Genomic DNA, 20,051 nt, shown 5'->3' on the forward strand with positions numbered 1-20,051 from the left:
CTCGGTGCTCCGGCTCACCCGTGGGTCGGGACCGCGATCACGGGGCAGCGGGCGTGGTGCAGCACGCCCTGGCTCACCGAGCCCAGCAGCATGCCGGCGAACCCGCCGCGGCCGCGCGTGCCCACCACCAGGCCCAGCGCGTGTTCCGAGGCCTCGGTGAGCACCTGGACCGGATGGCCCGCGACCACTTCGTGGTGCAGGTCCACCTCGGGGTAGCGGGCATGGCGGCCCGCCACGATCTCGGAGAGGAGCCGGCGGGACTCCTCCTGCGGCCCGCGCTCGTCGAAGACCCGCAGCGGACCGTGCTCCCACACGAGCAGGGCCCGCAGCCTCGCGCCGCGCAGCGCCGCCTCCTCGAAGGCCACGTCCACCGCCGCCGCGGAGCGTTCGCTGCCGTCGACGCCGACGACGTAGTACGGCGGGTCCTGGGTGGTGTGTTCCGGCTCGGGCACGACCACCAGGGGGCAGTGCGTACGGGCCATCACAGGGAGGGCGATGGACGCGGAGCCGAACACCTCCTGGCGCCGGCTCAGGTGGTGCGAGCCGAGGACGAGCGAGGTGGCGTCGCGGCTCTGCTCGCACAGCGTCCACACCGGATCGCCCTCGGCGAGCAGCGTGTCCACCTCCAGGTCCGGGTGCCGGACCCGGACGAACTCCGCGGCCTCCGCCAGCACCTTCTTCCCGGCCTCGTGCAGTGCCTCGTTCCACCCCTCCCAGGAGGGCGGAACCGCCGTTCTGCGGTCGCCGGGGGTCGGTACACCCTCGACGTGGACCAGACGCAGCGGCAGCCGGCGGCGGGCCGCCTCGTCCGCGGCCCAGGCCGGTGCCGTACGACGGGCGGGGTCGGGGTCGAGCCCCACCACGATCGGCCGGCGGCCGGGGCCGGGGTTCCGGTCGTCCTTGCTCGCGGGTACGGGAGCGGACATCGCCCCATCTCCTCCCTGCGGCGGAGCGCCGCCGCGACTTCCATGAAAGCCCGGAACCGTGGGCCCTGCCAGGGGACCATCGGCCCCCGGCGGTGCTCCTCGGCCCGGCGGCGGGGAACCGGGACGAAAGGGACCTCCGGGCCGGGGGCATGGGCTGTTCGGCCTCAGCGTCACGGGGCTCCGCGCGCTGAACTGGAGGTGTCCGCGGACGGGACGACACCCCGAGGAGGTACGGCGATGACGACACTGGCCCGCAGGCAGAGGTTCGCGTTCCCGGAGATGCCGGACTGGTTCGAGAGCCTTCCGGCACGGTTCGCGATGCCCACGATGGGCGACCTGTACACGGTCAGGATCGAGGACTACACACAGGACGACCGCTATGTGATGCGGGCGGAGCTCCCGGGCATGGCGCCCGAGGACATCGACGTCCTCATCGGTGACGGCGTGCTGACGGTCCAGGCCGAGCGCACCGAGCGCGACATCACGAAGAACCACAGCGAGATCCGGTACGGCTCCATGAGCCGCAGCGTCTCGCTGCCGCCCGGCGCCGACGAGGACGACGTCAAGGCCGACTACACCGACGGCATGCTGACGGTCAGCGTGGGCCTGGGCACGCGGAAGCAGGAGGCGAAGCACGTGGAGATCAAGCACGGCAGCTGACCGACCGCCCCGTGCCGGTGATCGGCGGGCCCGGTACCGGGCCCGCTGTCGGCGCGCCCCCCGGACGGTCCGCCGGCGGACCGCGCGGGGCGGATGTCACCCGCCGCTGCGGGTGGCGGCCCACCTGCGTCGTACCGCCTCCTCGTGCTCCGACTCCTCCAGCGCCAGTTCCAGGGCGTTCAGTTCGTCCCGCAGCCGGGGGATCCAGTGGCGGCGCAGGGCGCGCACCCGTTGCCGGGTCCGCGCGGACTCGGCGGCCAGCAGGTCGGCGGCCGTCCGGTGTACGGCGAGTTCCGCCGCGGCGCGGAGCGCGGCACGGTAGGCCGTCTCGGCGTGAGCCAGCGCGGTGTTGGGCGCGGTCGGCTCCGCGGGGGCGCGGACCGCGTCCGTCCAGGCCACCGCCGCCGGGTGGGGTACGCCCATGAGGGCCGCCCACCGGACCTCGACGCGCGCCCGGTTCGCCGGTGTCGCCTGGGCCGGCGCGCTCTCACCGCCGAGGAGCACCCCGCGCACCAGCCAGGTCTCCGCCTCGGTCAGCCGCGCCCGCCACACCCGGTCCGCTTCCTGTGCCGCCACCCGTGCCGTTCGTTCCCGGTCCAGCAGGAGCCGTAGTTTGCGTTCCAGCAGGTCAGCTCCGCGCCGGGCGGTGGCGAGGCTGCGGCGCAGCCGAAGCCGCCCGGCCCGCCCGGTAGGCGCCCGGCGCGCACGCGGGCTCACCGGGCCCCCTCGTCCGCCGCCGGGGCGTGGGCGTCGAGCAGGTCGGCCGGGATCATGCCGAGCTGACTGCGCGGCAGGGTCAGCAGCACCTCCCAGGCCCGGTCCAGGGAGTCCTCCAGCGGCCGGTTCTCGTCCGTGCCCTGGGCGAGGAACCGGCGGCGGAAGGCGTCCGCCAGCTCCAGATGAGCCAGGTCGGCCGGGCTCAGCGCGGACCGGCCGACCAGGTCGGCGAGATCCGCCACCTGCCGGGAGCGGGCCAGCGCGGCGATCAGCTGGGCGGCGAGGGCCGGATGATCGGCACGGGTCCGCCCGGGGCCGGTGCCCTTGCGCATCAGCCGTGACAGCGAGGCGAGCGGGTCCAGCGGCGGACCGACGCCGGACGCCTGGACATCGGCGGACAGCACGATCTGGCCCTCCGTGATGTAGCCGGTCAGGTCGGGCACGGGATGGGTGATGTCACCGGCGGGCATGGTGAGCACCGGCAGGACGGTGACCGACCCCGGCCGCCCCCTGATCCTGCCGCAGCGCTCGTAGAGGGAGGCGAGGTCGCTGTACAGATAGCCGGGGTAGGCGCGCCGGGCCGGTATCTCACCGCGCGCCGCGGACACCTCGCGCAGCGCCTCCGCGTAGGCCGTCATGTCCGTCATCACCACCAGGACATGGCGCCCCTCGGTGAAGGCGAGGTGCTCGGCGACGGTCAGGGCCAGCCGCGGGGTGAGCATCCGTTCGATCACCGGGTCGTCGGCGGTGTTGACGAACAGCGCCAGCTCCCGCGCGGCGGAACGCGCGGCCAGTCCGTCCCGTACGAAGGCCACGTCGGCGTGGGTGAGCCCCATCCCGGCGAACACCACGGCGAAGGGCTCGCCCCCGCAGGTCGCCTGGGCCGCGATCTGCACCGCGAGTTCCAGGTGCGGCAGCCCGGCCGCCGAGAAAACCGGCAGCTTCTGGCCGCGCACCAGGGTGGTCAGCACGTCGAGGGCGCCCACGCCGGTGAGGACCGGCTCGTCGGGCGGTTCCCGGCGCACCGGGTTGATCGGCGCGCCGCCTACCGCTGCGGACGCCGCGCCGAGCACCGGCGGGCCGCCGTCGGCCGCCTCCCCGCGCCCGTTGCAGACCCGTCCCAGCCAGCCGGTGCCCACCGGGATCCGCAGCGGCGACCCCGAGAAGGCCACCCGGGTGCCGGCGCGGTTCATCCCGGCGGTGTCCTCCAGGACCTGCACCACCGCGAGGTCGCCGTCCACCTCCAGCACCAGCCCGTGCCGGCGTTCACCGGAGTCGAGGACGATCGTGGCGAACTCGTCCCAGCCGACACCGCTCACCCCTTCGACGACGACCAGCGGGCCGCGCAGCTCGCGCACGCCCGTGAACTCGACCGGAACGGGACCGGTCGTGCCGCCTCCCCGGGTCACGCCGCCGTCGGGCGGTGATGCCGTCATGCCGCCTCCTCCAGCCGGGCGAGCACGGTGTCCCGGGCCGCCGTCACCGGGGCGGTCTCGGCCGGGGCCGCCGTCTCCCGCGCCCGCAGCAGCGGGGTGAAGTCGACCGCCTCGACGGCGTCCACCGCCGTACCGGCGTCCACCAGTTCCAGACAGCGGTCGATCACGGTCAGCGCGGCCTCCACCAGGGCCGTGGTCTTCCCGGGGGTGCTGTAGGCGTCCGCCGGGCTCAGCGCGTTCTGCTGGATCACGGCCTCGCGCAGCAGCCGCCCGGCCAGTACGTCGATCCGCTCCCGGGGCGGCAGCGCGGTACTGCCGACCAGCTCCACCAGGTCGGCGAGCCGGTCCGCCGACGCCAGTTGCCGCGCCACCCGTCCGCGCCGCTCGGCCCAGCCGGGGTCGCCGGCTCGCGCGTGCGCGGTGCCCAGCACGGTGGCGTCACGGGAGAACGACTCGGACCAGGACACGGCCGGATAGTGCCGCGCGTAGGCGAGTTCGCGGTCCAGGCTCCACAGGCAGCGCACGACCCGTTCGGTGTGGGCGGTGACCGGCTCGGTGCGGTCGCCGCCCGGCGGGGACACCGCGCCGATCACCGTGACCGAACCGGCGGCTCCGCCCAGTGTGCGTACCGCCGCCGCCCGCTCGTAGAACGCGGCCAGCCGGGAGGCGAGCCCCGCCGGATAGCCCTCCTCGGCGGGCAGTTCGCCCATCCGGGAGGCGAACTCGCGCAGCGCCTCCGCCCAGCGGGAGGTCGAGTCGGCGATCAGGACGACGTCGAGGCCCATGTCACGGAAGTACTCGGCGACGGTCGCCCCCGTGTGCACGCTCGCCTCGCGGGCCATCATCGGCATGTTGGAGGTGTTCGCGATCGTCACCGTCCGTTCGGCCAGCCTGCCCCCGCCGCGCGGATCGGTCAGCTCGCCCAGCTCCTCGATGACGTCCGCCATCTCGTTGCCGCGCTCACCGCAGCCGACATAGACGATCACGTCCGCGTCGCACCACTTGGCGATCTGCTGGAGCAGCATGGTCTTGCCGGTGCCGAAGCCGCCGGGGACGGCGACCGTGCTGCCCCGGGCCACGGGAAAGAGCAGGTCGACGGCCCGCTGACCGGTGTTCAGAGGGGCGTTTGCCGGCAGCCGCCGCGCGACCGGGCGCGGTCTGCGCACCGGCCAGCGCTGCGCCATCCGCACCTCCCGCCCGCCCACCTCGGCGAGCACCGCGTCCGAGGCGTGCCCGCCCGTCGGCGCGACCCATCCCACCTCGCCCGCGAGACCGGGCGGCACCAGCAACCGCAACGGGACCCGCCCGCCGATCTCCCCGAGAACCGCGCCGGCCGCGACCCGGCTGCCCCGCGCCACCCGTGGCGTGAACGGCCAGGACGGGCCTGCGGACGCGGCGGTCGCGGGGCCGCCGGTGGTGAGCAGGTCGCCGCTGTCGGCCAGCGGGCGCAGCAGACCGTCGAAGACCCCGCCGAGCAGGTCCGGCGCGAGGCGCACCGACAGCGGCGTGCCCAGCGGCTCCGCGATGTGCCCGGGGGCCAGCCCGCCGGTGTACTCGTACGCCTGGACGGTGGCCCTGTCGCCACGGATGGCGACCACCTCGCCCGGCAGCCGGTCGGCGCCCAGCGCGATCAGATCGTGCATGGCGACCCCGGCGGGACAGCGGATCTCCACGAGGGGGCCGGACACGCGCAGGATCCGGGAGCGGTCCGCCCCCGTGCCACCGAGGGCGGTCACGGCGGCTCCCAGAGCGTCTCGGCCCGCACCCCCAGCCGTTCCAGGGCGCGGTCGGCGAGGGCGTCCGCCGACAGGTCGACCCGGCGGCCGGACAGTTCGGCCGACACATCGCCCGCCGCCGTGGCCGTGACCCGGGCCCCTGGCCCCAGCGCCTCCCGTGCCGCGGCGGTGACGGCCGACCGCGCGTCCGGGTCCTCTGCCAGCGCCCGCCGCACCCCCGCGCGGACCGCGTCGCGCAACGCGTCGTAGACCTCGCCACGGGCCGCGAGTTCCGCCGCCCACGCGTCCTGCGCCGCGCCCGTCCGCTCCCGCGCCGCCCCGGCGGCGGCATCGGCGGTACCGAGCTGCCGGGCCCGCGCAAGCACCGCGTCGGCCGTGGCCCTCGCCTCGCGCAGCACGGCGCCGGCATCGGCCCGCGCCCGCTCCAGCACGGCGTCGGCCGAGGCCCGCGCCGCTCGCAGCAGCTCGGCACGGACCGGGTCCAGGGAGTCCGGGGGCGCGCTCACCACAGGACCACCGCCGTCCGGGGGCGGGCCGCGGCGCGGACCGGACCCAGGGAGCCGGGCAGCGGGCGCCGGGTCCGGCGGGCGGCGCGGTCCGGCCTTCGTGCCGGGTGCCCCGGCCGGGCACGGGGCGGGGCACCCCGGTCGCGGGCGGGTGGGGTCGCCCGGGGGCCGTTCGCGACAGGGCCGGGGCGGTCCCGGTCGCGGACGGCACGCGTCGCCGCCCGTGCCGCACGCCCCGGCTCCGCACGGGCCGCGACCGGGGCGGCCACGGACCCGGTCATGACGGCATCACCACCGTCAGCGGCCGGTTCGGCGCCGGCGCCGTCGTCCCCGCCCCCAGGGCTTTCGCTGCCGCGCGCGTGAGCACGACCAGCGTGACCGTGCCGGGCAGGGCCTGCCACGCCCGGCGTACCGCCCGCGGGTCCTCGGCGACACACACCTCCACCCCGGCCAGGGCCAGCCCGGTCACCTCGGCGCGGGCACCGATCGCGGCGACGGTGCCCATCGTCAGGCCTTCCCGATCAGCAGGATCGCGACCACCAGCCCGTACACCGCGATGCCCTCCGCCAGACCGACGATCACCATCGCCCGGCCGAACATCTCCGGCCGTTCGCTCAGCGCGGCCAGCGCGGCGGCACCCGTGTAGGCGACGGCGATCGCGGCCCCGATCGAGGCGCCGGCCACCGCGACGGCCGCCCCGATCAGCGCGGCCCCGTTGGTCGCGCCGCCCGCCGCGGCCTGCGCCGAGGCGTGGGCCGGACCCGAGAGCGCCGTGCCCAGGACGGCCAGGGCACCGCCCAGCAGGACGACATTCATGGCGAGGAGCCACCTGAAGGCGTGTCCGGCGCGGCGCCGGCGCAGCAGCCGGACGGCGCCGAACACCGCGACCAGGACCGGCAGCACGATCAGCCAGGTGAGCATGGGACCACCTTCGCAGCGGGGTCGGCGGATTCCGCCCGGGGAACCCGCCAGGGACGGAACGGACGGCCCTCCGCCCCGAAGAGCCGGGAGAAGAGCTCGTAGAACTCCAGCCGCAGGGCCTGCACACCGGCCACCAGGGCCTCCAGACCGAAGGTGACGGCCGTCCCCACGACGAACAGCGGCACGGCGCCCACGGCTCCCGCGCCGCCCCGCCCCGCCAGTGCCGTGGTGCCGTGCCACACCAGGGCGGCCAGCGCGGCATGGGTGAGCCCGAAGGCCGCGAGCCGGGCGAAGGACAGGGTGTTGGTGCCCGCGCGCACGACCACGTCGAACAGCCGTACCGCCGTCTCGGCGACACCCGGGCCGCCGCCCGCGGTGCCCCGGAACAGCCCGACAGCCACCAGCGCCAGCCCCACCACCGCGAGCGCGGCACCGGCGACGGCCACCGGCGGCCGGTGCAGGGCGAGGCCGCCCGCCGCCGACACGAGACCCAGGTAGAACAGCAGCCCGGCGCCGCCGGAGGCCGCGTAGAGCCCCGCGCCCCAGCCGCCCTCACGCACCCGGTTGACCGCCCCCGACAGGTGCGCGAGCGCCAGCAGACCCGCGCCGAGAAGCACGGCGGCGGCCAGCAGCCGGGCGGGCTCGGCCGTCGGGCTCAGCCACAGCACCGGCAGCAGCCCGGTCGGCCCGAAGAACTCCCCGTAGGCCGCGCCCGCGAGCATGGCGGCGACCCCAGCGCCCGCCAGGAAGGGCCACAGCCGGCGCAGCCGGGCCAGCCGGCGGGGCCGGCCCAGGCGCAACGCGAGCGCGCCGAGCACCAGCAGCGCCCCGTGCCCCACGTCACCGAACATGATCCCGAACATCGCGACATAGGTCAGCCCGGCGGGCCAGGACGGATCGAGGTCCGCGTACGCCGGGGTGCCGTACGTCGTGACCAGCGGGGTGAAGGACGCGGTCCGGTGCGGCCGCAGCTGGGTCGGGGGATCGGTGCCGCGCGGCGAGGGCAGCGGCAGCAGCGCGCCGCCCACCGCGGCCAGCCGCCCCGCGACCCGGGGCAGCTCGGCGGCCGGGCACCATCCGGCCAGGGCGACGGCCTCCCCCTCGCGCACGGCGGCCGCCGCCCGCTCCTCCAACTGGGCCTCGCCCGCCAGCAGACCCACGCGGCCCTGCCGTTCGAGCAGATCGAGGTCGGGCACGGCATCCGCCAGGACGGCCGGGGCGGCGCTCTGCGGGCCCGTCCCGCGCCCCCGCACGTGCTGGAGCCGCGCCGCCGCCGCTCCCGGAACGGACTCCTCGGCACGGTCCAGTTCCACACAGCCCTCCTCGGCGATCCGCACCAGCGCGGCGCGCAGCGCGGCCCGTGGCACGACCACCGCCACGCGGCGCATCCGGACCGGTGTCATCGCCTCAGACCAGGGCATCGAACGCCTCCCGCGCCCTGTCGCCGCGCGCCGCCGACTCCAGCGCGGCCCGCACCCGCCAGGCGTCCGCGGACAGCACGGCCACCGCTCCGACGACCACCCCGGGCCCCGCACGGCCCTCCCGCAGCAGCGCCGCACCCTCCGTCCCCACCATGTGCCACCAGCGGACCTCGGCGCGCCACAGCTCCTCCGGTTCCCCGGCCTCCGCCAGCACCCATCGGAGCGACGAGGGCAGCCGGTCACGGAACTCCTCGTAGGAGGCGGCGGCCGGCGCCCGGGATCCCAGCAGCCGTGCCGCGTCGCGCCCCGCCGGCTCGGGCAGCGAGCGGCCGTGCACGAACCGCTCCCGCGCCAGCAGCAGCGCCGCGCGCGCCCGCGCCCAGCGCCGCGCGTCCGGTACGGCGGCGTCCGTGCGCCGGGCGGCGGCCATCCGCATGCCCGTGACCACGGCCCACGGCGTGTCACCGCCCGGGTCGCCCCAGGGCGAGGCGGTGAGCGCGGCCCGCAGCCCCGCGGGCGTCCCCGTGTGCCGCTCCAGGCTCCGCCAGGCGGTCTCCAGCGCCCCCAGCCGGTACGGCTCCGGGGCCGGCGAGACGAGGCCGTCCCGGGCGAGCAGCCGGGAGACCACGTTGGCGATCTCGAACCCGGCGGCCAGCGGCACCAGCAACCGGGCACCGCCCGGCGGCAGCCAGCCGGCCAGCACCCGCAGCTGCCACAGCACCGTGGCGGCCACCGCCCGCTGCGCCCCGGGCAGGTCCACCGCGGTCCGCGTGTACCGCGCGTACGGCGTCGACGCCAGGCTCCGCAGGGCGTCGTCCAGGGTCGGGCCGCGCGCGATCTCCCGGCTCCCGGCCGGTCCCGGACACCGGCCGACGAGTGCCTTGGCCCGCACCCCGGCGGCGACCCAGCCCGCGCTCACGGAGCTTCCCGGGAACCGCCCGCCGGGCGCAGCGCGTCGGCCACCGCGAGGTCCACCAGGGACGGCATGCGCTCCCCGGCCCGCACACGGATCGCCGAGGCGTCGCGCTCCCCGGCGGCACGCAGCGCCTCGGCCTCCCGCCGGGCCTCCCGCAGGACCGGCTCGGCCGCCGCCGCGCGCACCGCGGGCGCCCGCTCCCGGGCGGCGGCCACCACGCGCTCGGCCGCACGGGCGGCGTCCCGGCGCAGGGCCTCGGCGGCCTCCCGTGCGGCGTCCCGGATCCGCGCCGCCTCCTCCTGGACGTCCGTCAGCCGGGCGAGCGCGGGCCCCAGTTCCGCCGCGCGCTCCGCCGTACGGTCGGCGGGCACGCCCGCGGCGGACGCGCCCGGCGTACCCGTCGGACGGAACCGCTCCAGGAAGTCCCGCAGGCTCATGGGCGGCCTCCTGCCGGTCGGCTGTCCCTCCAGTCTCACCGGTCTCGCCGCGCCCCGCACCGGATAGGACCGCGGGGCCGCCCCACCAGGGCCGTTCGGCTCTTGGCAGGGACGGGACGCGCGCGAGACTGGGACGGTAGGCAGCCGACGGACCGAGGAGGCCGCCGTGGACGCGCACGAGAACCTCTCCGCACTGACCGAGGCCCGCCGGGAGGCGGCCGGCCGCCGCTGGAGCCCCGGTGAAACGGCCCGACAGGAGGTGCTGCTGCGCTACCTGGGCGCCGTCGCCGCGGCCGCGGCCCGTCACGGCGCCGGCGCGGAGCGGCCCTCCACCGCGGCACGACCGGCACCCCCGCCCCCGTCCTCGTCCCCGCCCCCGTCATCCGAATCCGGACAGCTCGTGGTGCGCGAGGTGATGGACGTGCCGGCCGCGCACATCCGCGCCGACCTGATGTACCGCGACATCGCCCGGGTGCTGGCGCGCGAGCGGGCGGGTGCCCTGCCGGTGGTCGACGACGAGGACCATGTGGTGGGCGTCGTCTCGGAGTCCGATCTGCTGGCCAAGGTCGCCTTCGAGGCGTCCGGTCATCGGCCCGGCCCCGTCGGCAGGCTGCGCGAGCGCCGGCTGCACGGCAAGGCCCGCGGCGAGACCGCCGCCGACCTGATGACCAGCCCCGCGATCACCGTGCTGCCGGGAGCGACCGTCGCCGAGGCCGCGTGGCTCGCCGCGCTGTCCCGGCTCAAGCGGATGCCCGTCACCGACCGGGAGGGCCGGCTGGTCGGCGTCGTCCGCAGGGACGCCCTGCTCCAGGCGCTGATCAGGGACGACGCCGGTATCCGGGCCGAGGTCGAGGCCACCGTCGCGGCGACCTGCCCGCCGGCCGACCGGGACGCCGTGCAGGTGGCCGTGCACGACGGCATCGTGGAACTGACCGGACGGATGTCCGCGGCGACCGCACGGCGGCTGCTCGCGGAGATCGAGCGGATCGCCGACGTGGTCGAGGTGAAGAACCTCCTCACCCCCGGCACCTGACCCCGGTCGCCCCGCGGCATCACGCCGGTGCCCGAAGACCCGTCCCGGAGGCGCGGACCATGTCCCGAACCGTCACCGCAGGCATCGACGACTCGCCCGAGAGCCGGGCCGCGGCCGAGTGGGCGGCCCGCGAGGCACGACTGCGCGGCCTGCCCCTGAAGATCGTGTACGTCCAGGAGCCCACGCCCAGGATGGCGGCCCGGACGCCGCTGTTCGACCTCGACAGCTACCGGCGCTGGGCCGAGCGGATGGCCGAGGAGGCCGCCGCCGGCCTCCGGACCCGCCATCCGGACCTCGACGTGAGCACCGCGCAGCTCACGGGGACCGTGGCCGACGTGCTGTGCGAGGCCGCGGGCGACGCCGAACTGCTCGTGCTGGGCTCGCGGGGCCTCGGCCGGCTCGGCGGGTTCCTGGTCGGCTCGGTGAGCCTCGCCGTCGTGGCCCGCGCGGAGCGCCCGGTGGTGCTGGTGCGGGCGGGGGAGGAGACCGGCGACGAACGGCGGACGGACCCGGCGGGCGCACCGCACGGCGCGGGAGCCGTCGTCCTCGGCCTCGACGTCGACGAACCGGCCGACCCCCTGCTGGAATTCGCCTTCGACGCCGCCGCCCTGCACGGGGCCCCGCTGCGCGCCGTCCACGTCTGGCCCGAGCCGCCGACCTCCTTCTACCGCTTCTACGGCGACGCCGAACTCTACGACGACCTACAGCGCGGGCAGGCCGTCCTGCTGACCAAGGTGCTGCGCCCCTGGCGGCAGAAGTACCCGGACGTCGAGGTGATCGAGGCGAGCCGCTGCGGCAGCGCCGCACAGGTCCTCGTCGACCACTCCCACGGCGCCCGCCTCGTGGCCGTCGGCCGCCGCATCCGCACCCACTCCTTCGGCCTCCACCTCGGCCACGTCCTGCACTCCGCCCTGCATCACATCGCCGCCCCGGTCGCGGTCGTCCCGCACAGCTGACGGCCGGCCCCGCACCGGGGTGATCGAACGCCGCTCACCGGGGCCCCACCAGATCCCACTCCCGGTCCCACAGGGCCAGCCGGCGCCGGTCCAGCCGGGCCCGCGCGAAGGCGCCCGCGCCCAGCACCGGCGCCGCGGCGGCCACCGCGGCGCCCGCGGCGAGGAGACCCGCCTCGACGTGCCCCTCGGCGCGGTCCGTGGGCGCCGTCGTGACGAGCCGTCCCCGGTCGTCCTGCCACAGGTGCACGGTCGTGCCCCGGGGCAGGCCCGGGTCCACCAGCGTGTCCCCGGTACGGGACGTACCGTCCGGAGCCACCCAGCGCACCGTGTCCCGCACCCGGCCGTCCGGCGACCACCGCGCGGTGACGCCCTGTGGCGCGTCGGTTGTCAGGACCGCCCGTACGGGATGCCGCACAGCGCGCTGCTGCGCGAACCGGTGTTCGGCGGCATGGAATGCCAGCGGTGCGACGACCGCGCCGACGAGCACCACGACCGCCCAGACGGCCAGCATCATCCACGCCTCCAGGACGTCCTCGCGCCGTCGCAGCGGATTGCTCCGCCACCGCCACAGATGCCGTTTGCCGCTCATCACGGAGACCTCCGCCTCGTGCCGGATCCGTCGCCTTCGACGGTGCCTCGGCGGGGGACCGCGCCACAGGGGCCGAGGGACCTCCGGGGCGGGCCGCCCGGGTCCGGATCCGGCGGCGGGTGGGGCCATGAGTCCCTTCCGGTGGGGTCCTGGGGTCCTGGGGTCCTGGGGTCCTGGGATCTCGGGGTCGTGGGTCACATGGGCACGACGTACGACCTCCGGCGTGCCACGCACCGTGGACGCGCAGCCCTGGACGACGGTGACGGCGCCGCGAGGGGACCTGGGACCGTCCGCCCCCGAAGGCCCCGACCGCGTGCGGGCGGCCCGACGCGATGAGGAACCGTCAGGGCAGCCGGATCGAACGTTCCTCGTCCACGATCCGGTAACCCGCGCTGGTGTAGAGGTTCATGGCCACCTCGTTGCCGCCCCACACCGAGAACATCAGGACCGATCCGCCGGCCGCGAAGGCGGCCCGTTCGCCGACCGCCATCGCGGCCCGACCGTACCCGTGGCCCCGGTGTTCCTCGTGGATGTGCAGCGAGTACCCGTAGGTGACCCCCGGCAGGTATCCGTGCCTCAGCCAGGCGGTGCCGATCGGCTCGCCCGCCGCCTCCAGCACCAGGAGCGCCGTGTCGGGCGTCGCCGGACCCTCGGGAAGGAGCGCGGCGAAGTCCTCGTCCGACTTGCGTTCGGCCTCCTCGCGGCCCAGGGCCCCCGACCGGACGATGTCGCCGACGTAGGAGGCCTTTTCGAGGGGGAGCCAGTCGGAATACTGAGCCGGTGTCATCGGCCGCGCGGTGACACCGGCCACCGGCTCCGGCGGGGCGTCCACGTGCCGCGCCCTGACCTGCCCGTCGACGCGGTACCCGGCGAACACCTCGCCCATGGCGGGCTCGGTGGACCGCACGTTCACCCGGCGAGCGCCCCGCTCCGCGCACCACCCCTGTGCCCACTCCCGGGCGGCCTCCTCGTGTCCCCGGCCGGTGTACCCCGCGTCCACGTACAGATCCCCGACGCGCCCCGCGAGCCCCCCGCTCCGCTCGGCCACACTCACGGCCACCCAGCCCACCCGGACCCCGGCGTCCATGATCCCGACGACCGTCCAGTCCCCGGCCGTGGCACGCCCCTTCGTCACGTACTCCGCCGCCGCCTCCGTGCCGAGCCCGGCCGCGCGGTACGCGGCGACGAGCCGTCGCTCGAAGTCCTGCCGCCACACCGTGCCGTCGTCGAGAACGCTGAATTCTGTCACCCGGTCACACTAGTCAGATTGCCGGGAACCCGGACGGGCGATTTCAGGCATGGAGGAAGAACTGGAGAACGCCCTCGGTAAGATCATCAGGTTCGCCACGCCGAGGAGTCCCGCTCAGTGACCGTCGCCCCACCGTCCCGCGCCGCCGGCGGTGTTCTTCCGTTGCGGACGCTGACCCGCGTCGAGTGCGACGAGCAGCTGTCGGCCCTGCTGTGGCGGGCGGGGGCCGGCTGGCGGATGATCAGCAGCGCCGTTCTCGGCGGGGGCATCGGTGAACGCTCCTGGGTCCTCAACGCCCAGGTCTCGCACGGCTACAGCCGCACCGACCCCGCCGCCCACCTCGCGGACCTCGCCCGTGACGCCGGGACGCGGGGTCCGGGCGTCGGCCTGATGACGGCCGCCGACGTCCTGCGGCACGGTCGCGCGCACGAAGACGGAGTCGAAGCGGTGGTGACCGCGGGCCTCGGCGTCCACGGCTGGGCCGCCACCCCCGCCCCGGGAACGGCCCTGCCGCCCGCCCCCGGCACCATCAACATCATCGTCGCCGTCCCCGTCGCCCTGACCGACGCCGCCCTGGTCAACGCCGCCACCACCGCCACCGAGGCCAAGGTCCAGGCACTTCTGGACTCCGGCTACGACTGCTCCGGCACCCCCACGGACGCGGTGTGCGTCGCCGCCCGAGTCCCCCGCCCCGGCGAACAACCGGAGTCCTTCGCCGGCCCCCGGTCCCTGTGGGGTGCCCGGCTGGCCCGCGCGGTGCATTCCGCGGTGTGTGCCGCCGTGGAGCCGGTTCGGGGTGGGTCCCCCGAGCCGGGGCGGCAGTCGCACCGCGGCTGAGGGAGGAACTCCGGCCCGTCGGGCAGGACGCCGTGCGAACCCTGGGCGGAGACCGCCGCCCTCTGGATCGCACACCCGCGGGCGGTCGCCGGAGCCGATCCGGACAACGCATTCGCCGCCGTGGCCGCACTGGCGCTGGCGGTCACCGCGGGCGGGGGAATCGCGGCGGCCGCACCCGCGAAGGCCGAGAGCTTCGCCCCCTCGGCCTGCCGTCCGGCCAACCACATGGCGAGGATCACCGCGGCGCCCGCCAGTTCGGGGCACAGCCACTACCGCGTGACGCTGACCGCCCCGCGCGGGTACGAGTCCTGCGTGCTGGCCGGTTCGCCCACCGGCGTGCGGTTCTTCGAGCACGGCAGGCGGACCGGTGCCGCCGCCGGGCACTACGGTGACCAGAGGACGAAGGTGACCTTCGGTCCGGGCCACCCGGTGCACTTCGACATCCAGGTCCCGGACATGCGCTGCGGCACGCCTTCGAACGAGGCGTCGTTCACGCTCCGGGCCCCGGGCGGTGAGATCCCCGGCACGTCCTTCGCCGAGGGCAGGTTCTCCGTCGCCTCCGGCACCCTGATCGGCCCGGTCCAGCGCGGCGCCTGACCGGTACCGACGGACAGCCGGAGTGTCCCGCGGCAGCACGGCCGCGGGACACTCCGGTGTGGCGGAGAGGGCAGGATTTGAACCTGCGTGGACCCTTGCGGATCCGACCTCGAGACACGCTCGTCGGTCCCCGATCAGCCACTCCGGGCACCTCTCCTCGCTCCCGGCTCCCGGTCTCCCGGGCCCCGTTCACGGGAAGAAGAGTGGCAGACCCGGCTGACGAGGGACCGACGCGGAACTGACACGCACGGCGCGCGGGCGGGCCCTCTCCGCTCGCCCGCCCGCGTGCGCGGGGAGATTCTCCGAGCCGTTCCCGGCGCCGCGGCAGTCGGCCGTCCGCCGGCCGGGCGGATCAGCCCGTCCGGCGGGGGATGCCCAGTGGGTTGGCGTCCTGGAGCTCCGGCGGGAGGAGACCGTCGGGCCAGTCCTGGTAGGCGATCGGGACCAGCCAGCGGTCGATGGCGGCGGCGCCGACCGAGGTGTGCAGCGGGGCCGTTGTGGAGGGCCAGGGACCGCCGTGGTGCATGGCCCGGCAGACGGCGACACCGGTCGGCCAGCCGTTGTGCACGAGACGGCCCACGCGGTGCCGCAGGGCCGCCGCCACCCGTGCGGCCGCCGCGGCGTCGCCGGCCGTGGCGTGCACCGAGCCGGTCAGGCTGCCCGGCAATGACACCAGGACCTCGGTCAGCGATTCCAGGTCCGGGTACGTCACCACGAGTCCGGCGGGGCCGAAGCACTCCTCGGCCAGGGTCTCCAGCCGGTCCGCGAAGGACTTCAGGGACAGCCGCCATACCCGCGGCGCCACCGCGAACGAGTCGCCGCCCGCGCCTCCGGCGGCCAGCGGGACGAGATCCGTGCTCTCGTCGAGTTCCGCGACCCTGGCCCGGTACCCGTCCCGGATACGAGACGTCAGCATCGCACCGGCCGTGGCCGCGCCGACCGTGGCCGCGAGGGCGTCCACCAGCGCGTCGTCCTCGGGGACGAACAGCAGACCCGGGTTGGTGCAGAACTGGCCGGTGCCCAGGGTGAGCGACCGCGCGTACCCCTCCGCGATCTCCCGGGCGCGTTCGGCCGCGGCGCCCGGCAGAACCACCACCGGGTTGACGCTGCCGAGTTCGCCGTAGAAAGGGATCGGCTCGGGACGGGCGGCGGCCAGGTCGTACAGGGCCCGGCCGCCGGACTGCGAGCCGGTGAAGCCGGCGGCCTTGACGGCCGGGTGCCTCACCAGCGCCGCGCCGGCCTCGAAACCGGTGACGAGGCCGAGGACACCCTCGGGCGCGCCCGCCGCGCGCAGCGCCCCGGCGACGATGCGCGCGACCGCGGCCGAGGTCGCCGGGTGGCCCTCGTGCGCCTTGACGACCACCGGGCAGCCGGCCGCGAGCGCCGAGGCCGTGTCGCCGCCCGCCACGGAGAAGGCGAAGGGGAAGTTGGAGGCGCTGAACACCGCCACCGGGCCGATCGCCTGCCGCATCCGGCGGATGTCGGGACGCCCGGCGGCCGGGTCGGCCGGGGTGAGCACGGCCCGCACGTGAGTGCCGTCGCGCAGCACCTCGGCGAAGAGGCGGAGCTGGCCGCCGGTGCGGCCCACCTCACCGGTCAGCCGGGCCCCGCCGAGCGCGGTCTCCGCGTCGGCGACGGCGACCAGTTCGTCGCGGGCCGCGTCCAGCGCGTCGGCGGCGGCGTCCAGGGCCGCGGCCCGGCCGGCGGCGGGCACCGCGGACCAGACGGGGAACGCGCGGGCGGCGGCGCGCGCCGCGGCGTCCACGTCCCGCGCGGTGGACACGGCGACCGGATCGCCGACGGGCTCACCGGTACGCGGGCTGATGCCCCGCAGCGGGGCGGACGTGGTGTCGGTCATCGATGCGGACCTCCGGGTCGAACGGGGCGGGCGGGCGAACTCGTGCGGAAGGACATGGTGTTGTGGCCGGCCTCAGCCGTCCGCGCCGGTGCCGTCCGCGCCGTCGTCCGCGTCCAGCGAAGGCGAGCAGAAGGCTCCGCCCAGGTAGATCTCGTCCAACGGGTCGTGCCGGCCTTCGAGTTCCCCGGCGAAGCGCTCGGCATCGTCCTGGGGCTCGTATCCCAGCGCGCGGGCCTCGGCCAGCGAGAACCAGCGGCGGGTGTTGTCCGAGACGCCCCACACCACACGGAATCCGGGCGAGGGCGCGGCGATCACCGCCTCCATCAGGCGGGCACAGTCGCCGGGGGAGAGCCAGGTGGCCAACTGGCGTGTGGCGATGGGGCGTTCGAAGCAGCCGCCGATGCGGACGCAGACCACGTCCAGGCCGTAACGGTCGTGGTAGAGACTGCCCAGGGCCTCCGCGGCCACCTTGCTCACGCCGTAGTAGGTGTCGGGGCGGGGGAAGAGGTAGTCGGGCGCCTCGTCCTCGCCGCGGGGGTGGAACCCCACCGCGTGGCTGCTGCTGGCGATGATCACCCGCGGCACTCCGGCCCGGCGGGCCGCTTCGAGGACCGCGCGGGTGCCGTTGATGTTGATGTCGAGGATCTCGTCCCACGGCCCCTCGACGCTGAGCCCGCCGAGATGGATCACGGCGTCGACACCGGTGAGGGCCTCGCGCATGGCCGGCAGGTCCGTCACCGACAGCCGTACGGTCTCCACGTCCTCGCCCTCGGCCGCCCCGGGCACCGGTGCCACGTCGAGCAGCCGCAGAGTCCGGCCCGCGCGGGCCAGCCGGGGCCGGAGCAGGCTGCCGACCCCTCCGGCGGCTCCGGTGATCGCGATGCGCTGGCTCACTCGCCTCATCTCCTTCGTGACGGCTCCGGGCCGGCCCCATGGCGGCCCGGAGCGTCCATGGGCGTCTTGACCGTACTCCGGAGCGAGTCTTACAGTTCGAAGGCAAGTTCGCAAATGTGGAGCCTGTCTGTATATGTAGACGACGAGGAGTGTGGCGTGCCCATGTTCGACGGCGTGCTGTTCTTTCCGGTGACGCCCTTCGCGGCGTCCGGACGGGTCGACCGGGAGGTGCTCGCCGAGCATCTGCGCCGCGGCCTGGCCGCCGGCCCCGGCGGGGTCTTCGTCGCCTGCGGTACGGGCGAGTTCCACGCGCTGAGCCTTGACGAGTACGGCGAGGCGGTGCGCACCGCGGTCGAGACCGTCGCCGGGCGCGTCCCGGTGTACGCCGGTACCGGCGGCCCGCTGCCACTGGCCCGCCAGTACGCGCGCGTCGCCCAGGACGCGGGCGCCGACGGCCTGCTCCTGCTGCCGCCCTACCTGGTCCAGGCCCCGCCGGCCGGACTCGCCGCGTACGCGCGCGAGGTCGCGGACTCCAGCGACCTGCCGCTCGTCGTCTACAACCGCTCCAACGCCCGCTTCGACGCCGCCACCGTCGCCGAACTGGCCCGCCACGACAAGGTGGTCGGCTTCAAGGACGGCGTCGGCGACCTCGACCTGCTCTCCCGGGTCGTGACCGCCGTACGGCACGAACTCGCGGGCACCGGGAAGGAGTTCCAGTTCTTCAACGGCATGCCCACCGCCGAGGTGACCGTCCCGGCCTACCGCGGTATCGGCGTCACCCTGTACTCGTCCGCCGTCTTCTGTTTCGCCCCCGAGATCTCCAACGCGTTCCACCGGGCGGCCGCCACGGGTGACACGGCCCGAGCGGAGATGCTGCGGAGGGAGTTCTTCCATCCGCTCGTGGCACTGCGCGATCTGGTCCCGGGCTACGCCGTCTCGCTGGTCAAGGCCGGCGTGCGGCAACAGGGCCTGGACGTGGGCGGAGTGCGACCCCCGCTGGTCGACCCGGCCCCCGAACACCTCGACGCGCTGCGCCGGATCACCGACGCGGGCCTGGCCCTGGTGGAGGACTCCGCCCGATGAGCGACGCGATCCACATCACCCACGTCACCGTCACCCCCGTCGCCTTCCGCGACCCGGCCCTGCTCAACGCGGTCGGTGTGCACGAGCCGTACGCGCTGCGTGCCGTCCTGGAGGTGTGCACCGACCAGGGGATCACCGGCCTCGGTGAGACCTACGCCGACGCGGGCCATCTGCGCCGGCTGCGCCAGGCCGCCGACGCCCTGGTGGGCCTGGACGTCCACCACCTGGGCCGGATGCACGCGGCGGTCGCGGCCGCGCTCGGCGGGGACACCGGCAGCGACGGCCACGGCCTCACCGGCATGATCACCAGCAACAGCACGGTGGACCGGGTCTTCTCGCCGTTCGAGGTCGCCTGCCTGGACATCCAGGGCAAGGCGGCGGGGCGGCCGGTCTCCGACCTGCTCGGCGGCGCCGTCCGGGACCGAGTGCCCTTCAGCGCCTACCTGTTCTACAAATGGGCGGCGCATCCCGGCGACGAACCCGACTCCTGGGGCGAGGCGCTCGGCCCCGAGGGCATCGTCGCGCAGGCCCGACGCATGATCGACGACTACGGATTCACGGCCGTCAAGCTCAAGGGCGGCGTCTTCCGGCCCGAGGAGGAGATCGAGGCGGTCCGCGCCCTGCGTGAGGCGTTCCCCGGCCGGCCGCTGCGGCTCGACCCGAACGCCGCCTGGACGGTGGAGACTTCGCTGATGGTCGCCCGCGAGCTCGACGGCGTCCTCGAATACCTGGAGGACCCCACGCCGGGGCAGGAGGGGATGGCCCGGGTCGCCCGCGAGGCGTCCATGCCGCTCGCCACGAACATGTGCGTGGTCGCGTTCGACGAACTCAAGCCCGCCGTGTCCCTGGACGCGGTCCAGGTCGTACTGTCCGACCACCACTACTGGGGCGGCCTGCGGCGCTCGAAGCTGCTCGCCGGGATCTGCGACACGTTCGAGCTGGGCCTGTCCATGCACTCCAACTCGCATCTCGGCATCAGCCTCGCCGCGATGACCCATCTGGCGGCGGCCACACCGAACCTGACGTACGCCTGCGACACCCACTGGCCGTGGAAGACCGAGGAGGTCGTCGCACCGGGCGCCCTGGAGTTCCGCGAAGGCTCCGTCGCCGTACCCACCGCCCCCGGCCTCGGCGTCGAACTCGACCGCGACGCCCTGGCCCGCCTGCACGAGCAGTACGTCTCCTGCGGCCTGCGGGACCGCGACGACACCGGCTACATGCGGCGGATCGATCCGTCGTACGAGAGGAAGGTCCCGCGCTGGTGAGGCCCGCCGGCCGG

The 20,051-nt window shown here is 75.7% G+C and carries 21 protein-coding genes and 1 pseudogene; 7 read left to right on the plus strand and 15 right to left on the minus strand.

Annotated elements, in window-relative coordinates; genetic code table 11:
• Window positions 1–14: 14 nt before the first annotated feature.
• Window positions 15–926, minus strand: coding sequence for a universal stress protein (locus VT52_RS35325; RefSeq protein WP_079174876.1), 912 nt, complete (start codon window positions 924–926; stop codon window positions 15–17).
• A 237-nt stretch (window positions 927–1,163) separates the two neighbouring features.
• On the opposite strand from VT52_RS35325, the gene VT52_RS06600 reads away from it, so the two are divergent.
• Window positions 1,164–1,586: an Hsp20/alpha crystallin family protein gene (locus VT52_RS06600; protein WP_046425600.1), complete on the plus strand. Its 423-nt coding sequence runs from the start codon at window positions 1,164–1,166 to the stop codon at window positions 1,584–1,586.
• Between the two features lie 96 nt (window positions 1,587–1,682).
• On the opposite strand, the gene VT52_RS06605 is transcribed toward VT52_RS06600, so the two are convergent.
• The 9 genes from VT52_RS06605 to VT52_RS06645 all read right to left on the minus strand — a co-directional run bounded on the left by VT52_RS06605 (window position 1,683) and on the right by VT52_RS06645 (window position 9,676).
• Window positions 1,683–2,303 carry a V-type ATP synthase subunit D gene (locus VT52_RS06605; RefSeq protein ID WP_206306446.1) on the minus strand — a complete coding sequence of 207 codons (621 nt, stop codon included), beginning with the start codon at window positions 2,301–2,303 and terminating at the stop codon, window positions 1,683–1,685.
• Window positions 2,300–3,739 carry a V-type ATP synthase subunit B gene (locus VT52_RS06610; protein ID WP_046425599.1) on the minus strand — a complete coding sequence of 480 codons (1,440 nt, stop codon included), beginning with the start codon at window positions 3,737–3,739 and terminating at the stop codon, window positions 2,300–2,302. Before VT52_RS06610 ends, VT52_RS06605 begins: the two co-directional genes overlap by 4 nt.
• Window positions 3,736–5,475, minus strand: a complete 1,740-nt coding sequence (locus tag VT52_RS06615) for a V-type ATP synthase subunit A (protein ID WP_240509657.1) — start codon at window positions 5,473–5,475, stop codon at window positions 3,736–3,738. The genes VT52_RS06610 and VT52_RS06615 overlap by 4 nt, the downstream gene beginning before the upstream one ends.
• Window positions 5,472–5,981: a V-type ATP synthase subunit E family protein gene (locus tag VT52_RS06620; RefSeq protein ID WP_143070842.1), complete on the minus strand. Its 510-nt coding sequence runs from the start codon at window positions 5,979–5,981 to the stop codon at window positions 5,472–5,474. Before VT52_RS06620 ends, VT52_RS06615 begins: the two co-directional genes overlap by 4 nt.
• Before the next feature lie 277 nt (window positions 5,982–6,258).
• A complete protein-coding gene (locus tag VT52_RS06625) occupies window positions 6,259–6,486 on the minus strand; it encodes a V-type ATP synthase subunit F (RefSeq protein ID WP_240509658.1) in 228 nt (75 codons plus the stop codon).
• Between the two features lie 2 nt (window positions 6,487–6,488).
• A complete protein-coding gene (locus tag VT52_RS06630) occupies window positions 6,489–6,902 on the minus strand; it encodes an ATP synthase subunit C (protein ID WP_046420309.1) in 414 nt (137 codons plus the stop codon).
• Entirely contained in the window at window positions 6,887–8,323 is a 1,437-nt protein-coding gene (locus VT52_RS06635) for a V-type ATPase 116kDa subunit family protein (RefSeq protein ID WP_240509659.1), read from the minus strand. Before VT52_RS06635 ends, VT52_RS06630 begins: the two co-directional genes overlap by 16 nt.
• A complete protein-coding gene (locus VT52_RS06640) occupies window positions 8,310–9,242 on the minus strand; it encodes a hypothetical protein (RefSeq protein ID WP_046420307.1) in 933 nt (310 codons plus the stop codon). The genes VT52_RS06635 and VT52_RS06640 overlap by 14 nt, the downstream gene beginning before the upstream one ends.
• Window positions 9,239–9,676, minus strand: coding sequence for a hypothetical protein (locus VT52_RS06645; RefSeq protein ID WP_240509660.1), 438 nt, complete (start codon window positions 9,674–9,676; stop codon window positions 9,239–9,241). Before VT52_RS06645 ends, VT52_RS06640 begins: the two co-directional genes overlap by 4 nt.
• Before the next feature lie 166 nt (window positions 9,677–9,842).
• Here VT52_RS06645 and VT52_RS06650 point away from each other — a divergent pair, with 166 nt between their 5' ends.
• Window positions 9,843–10,709 (plus strand): CBS domain-containing protein, encoded by an 867-nt coding sequence (locus VT52_RS06650; RefSeq protein WP_046420304.1) that lies wholly within the window; start codon window positions 9,843–9,845, stop codon window positions 10,707–10,709.
• Between the two features lie 59 nt (window positions 10,710–10,768).
• Window positions 10,769–11,665, plus strand: coding sequence for a universal stress protein (locus VT52_RS06655; protein WP_046420303.1), 897 nt, complete (start codon window positions 10,769–10,771; stop codon window positions 11,663–11,665).
• Window positions 11,666–11,699: 34 nt separating this feature from the next.
• Here the strand turns inward: VT52_RS06655 and VT52_RS06660 are convergent, their stop codons facing one another.
• Window positions 11,700–12,254 carry an Rv1733c family protein gene (locus VT52_RS06660; protein ID WP_046420301.1) on the minus strand — a complete coding sequence of 185 codons (555 nt, stop codon included), beginning with the start codon at window positions 12,252–12,254 and terminating at the stop codon, window positions 11,700–11,702.
• A 343-nt stretch (window positions 12,255–12,597) separates the two neighbouring features.
• Entirely contained in the window at window positions 12,598–13,503 is a 906-nt protein-coding gene (locus VT52_RS06665; RefSeq protein ID WP_046420298.1) for a GNAT family N-acetyltransferase, read from the minus strand.
• A gap of 117 nt (window positions 13,504–13,620) precedes the next feature.
• Between VT52_RS06665 and VT52_RS06670 the strand changes: the two genes are divergently transcribed.
• Together VT52_RS06670 and VT52_RS06675 are read left to right on the plus strand one after the other, a co-directional pair.
• On the plus strand, window positions 13,621–14,340 hold the full coding sequence (locus tag VT52_RS06670; protein WP_046420297.1) for an adenosylcobinamide amidohydrolase: 720 nt from the start codon (window positions 13,621–13,623) through the stop codon (window positions 14,338–14,340).
• A gap of 120 nt (window positions 14,341–14,460) precedes the next feature.
• The gene (locus VT52_RS06675) at window positions 14,461–14,937 is read left to right on the plus strand and encodes a DUF4232 domain-containing protein (protein ID WP_046420295.1); all 477 of its coding nucleotides are present in this window, start codon (window positions 14,461–14,463) and stop codon (window positions 14,935–14,937) included.
• Window positions 14,938–14,996: 59 nt separating this feature from the next.
• On the opposite strand, the pseudogene VT52_RS37825 reads toward VT52_RS06675, so the two are convergent.
• From VT52_RS37825 to VT52_RS06685, 3 genes and pseudogenes are all read right to left on the minus strand, one after another.
• A pseudogene (locus VT52_RS37825) lies at window positions 14,997–15,094 on the minus strand.
• A gap of 195 nt (window positions 15,095–15,289) precedes the next feature.
• Window positions 15,290–16,795 (minus strand): aldehyde dehydrogenase (NADP(+)), encoded by a 1,506-nt coding sequence (locus VT52_RS06680; protein WP_046420292.1) that lies wholly within the window; start codon window positions 16,793–16,795, stop codon window positions 15,290–15,292.
• A 72-nt stretch (window positions 16,796–16,867) separates the two neighbouring features.
• Entirely contained in the window at window positions 16,868–17,689 is an 822-nt protein-coding gene (locus tag VT52_RS06685) for an NAD-dependent epimerase/dehydratase family protein (protein ID WP_046420291.1), read from the minus strand.
• A 162-nt stretch (window positions 17,690–17,851) separates the two neighbouring features.
• On the opposite strand from VT52_RS06685, the gene VT52_RS06690 reads away from it, so the two are divergent.
• Window positions 17,852–18,772, plus strand: coding sequence for a 5-dehydro-4-deoxyglucarate dehydratase (locus tag VT52_RS06690; RefSeq protein ID WP_046420289.1), 921 nt, complete (start codon window positions 17,852–17,854; stop codon window positions 18,770–18,772).
• Window positions 18,769–20,037 (plus strand): glucarate dehydratase family protein, encoded by a 1,269-nt coding sequence (locus VT52_RS06695; RefSeq protein WP_046420286.1) that lies wholly within the window; start codon window positions 18,769–18,771, stop codon window positions 20,035–20,037. Before VT52_RS06690 ends, VT52_RS06695 begins: the two co-directional genes overlap by 4 nt.
• Window positions 20,038–20,051 lie beyond the last annotated feature (14 nt).

Origin of the sequence: Streptomyces malaysiense (genome assembly GCF_000980885.2) — a bacterium.
Taxonomy (GTDB): domain Bacteria; phylum Actinomycetota; class Actinomycetes; order Streptomycetales; family Streptomycetaceae; genus Streptomyces; species Streptomyces malaysiense.

What these genes read in the sequence shown, in the direction of transcription:
- VT52_RS35325 (WP_079174876.1), bottom strand. Translation starts at nt 926, where the DNA reads ATGTCCGCTCCCGTACCCGCGAGCAAGGACGACCGGAACCCCGGCCCC.
- VT52_RS06600 (WP_046425600.1), top strand. Translation starts at nt 1,164, where the DNA reads ATGACGACACTGGCCCGCAGGCAGAGGTTCGCGTTCCCGGAGATGCCG.
- VT52_RS06610 (WP_046425599.1), bottom strand. Translation starts at nt 3,739, where the DNA reads ATGACGGCATCACCGCCCGACGGCGGCGTGACCCGGGGAGGCGGCACG.
- VT52_RS06625 (WP_240509658.1), bottom strand. Translation starts at nt 6,486, where the DNA reads ATGGGCACCGTCGCCGCGATCGGTGCCCGCGCCGAGGTGACCGGGCTG.
- VT52_RS06630 (WP_046420309.1), bottom strand. Translation starts at nt 6,902, where the DNA reads ATGCTCACCTGGCTGATCGTGCTGCCGGTCCTGGTCGCGGTGTTCGGC.
- VT52_RS06635 (WP_240509659.1), bottom strand. Translation starts at nt 8,323, where the DNA reads ATGCCCTGGTCTGAGGCGATGACACCGGTCCGGATGCGCCGCGTGGCG.
- VT52_RS06645 (WP_240509660.1), bottom strand. Translation starts at nt 9,676, where the DNA reads ATGAGCCTGCGGGACTTCCTGGAGCGGTTCCGTCCGACGGGTACGCCG.
- VT52_RS06655 (WP_046420303.1), top strand. Translation starts at nt 10,769, where the DNA reads ATGTCCCGAACCGTCACCGCAGGCATCGACGACTCGCCCGAGAGCCGG.
- VT52_RS06660 (WP_046420301.1), bottom strand. Translation starts at nt 12,254, where the DNA reads ATGAGCGGCAAACGGCATCTGTGGCGGTGGCGGAGCAATCCGCTGCGA.
- VT52_RS06680 (WP_046420292.1), bottom strand. Translation starts at nt 16,795, where the DNA reads ATGACCGACACCACGTCCGCCCCGCTGCGGGGCATCAGCCCGCGTACC.
- VT52_RS06690 (WP_046420289.1), top strand. Translation starts at nt 17,852, where the DNA reads ATGTTCGACGGCGTGCTGTTCTTTCCGGTGACGCCCTTCGCGGCGTCC.
- VT52_RS06695 (WP_046420286.1), top strand. Translation starts at nt 18,769, where the DNA reads ATGAGCGACGCGATCCACATCACCCACGTCACCGTCACCCCCGTCGCC.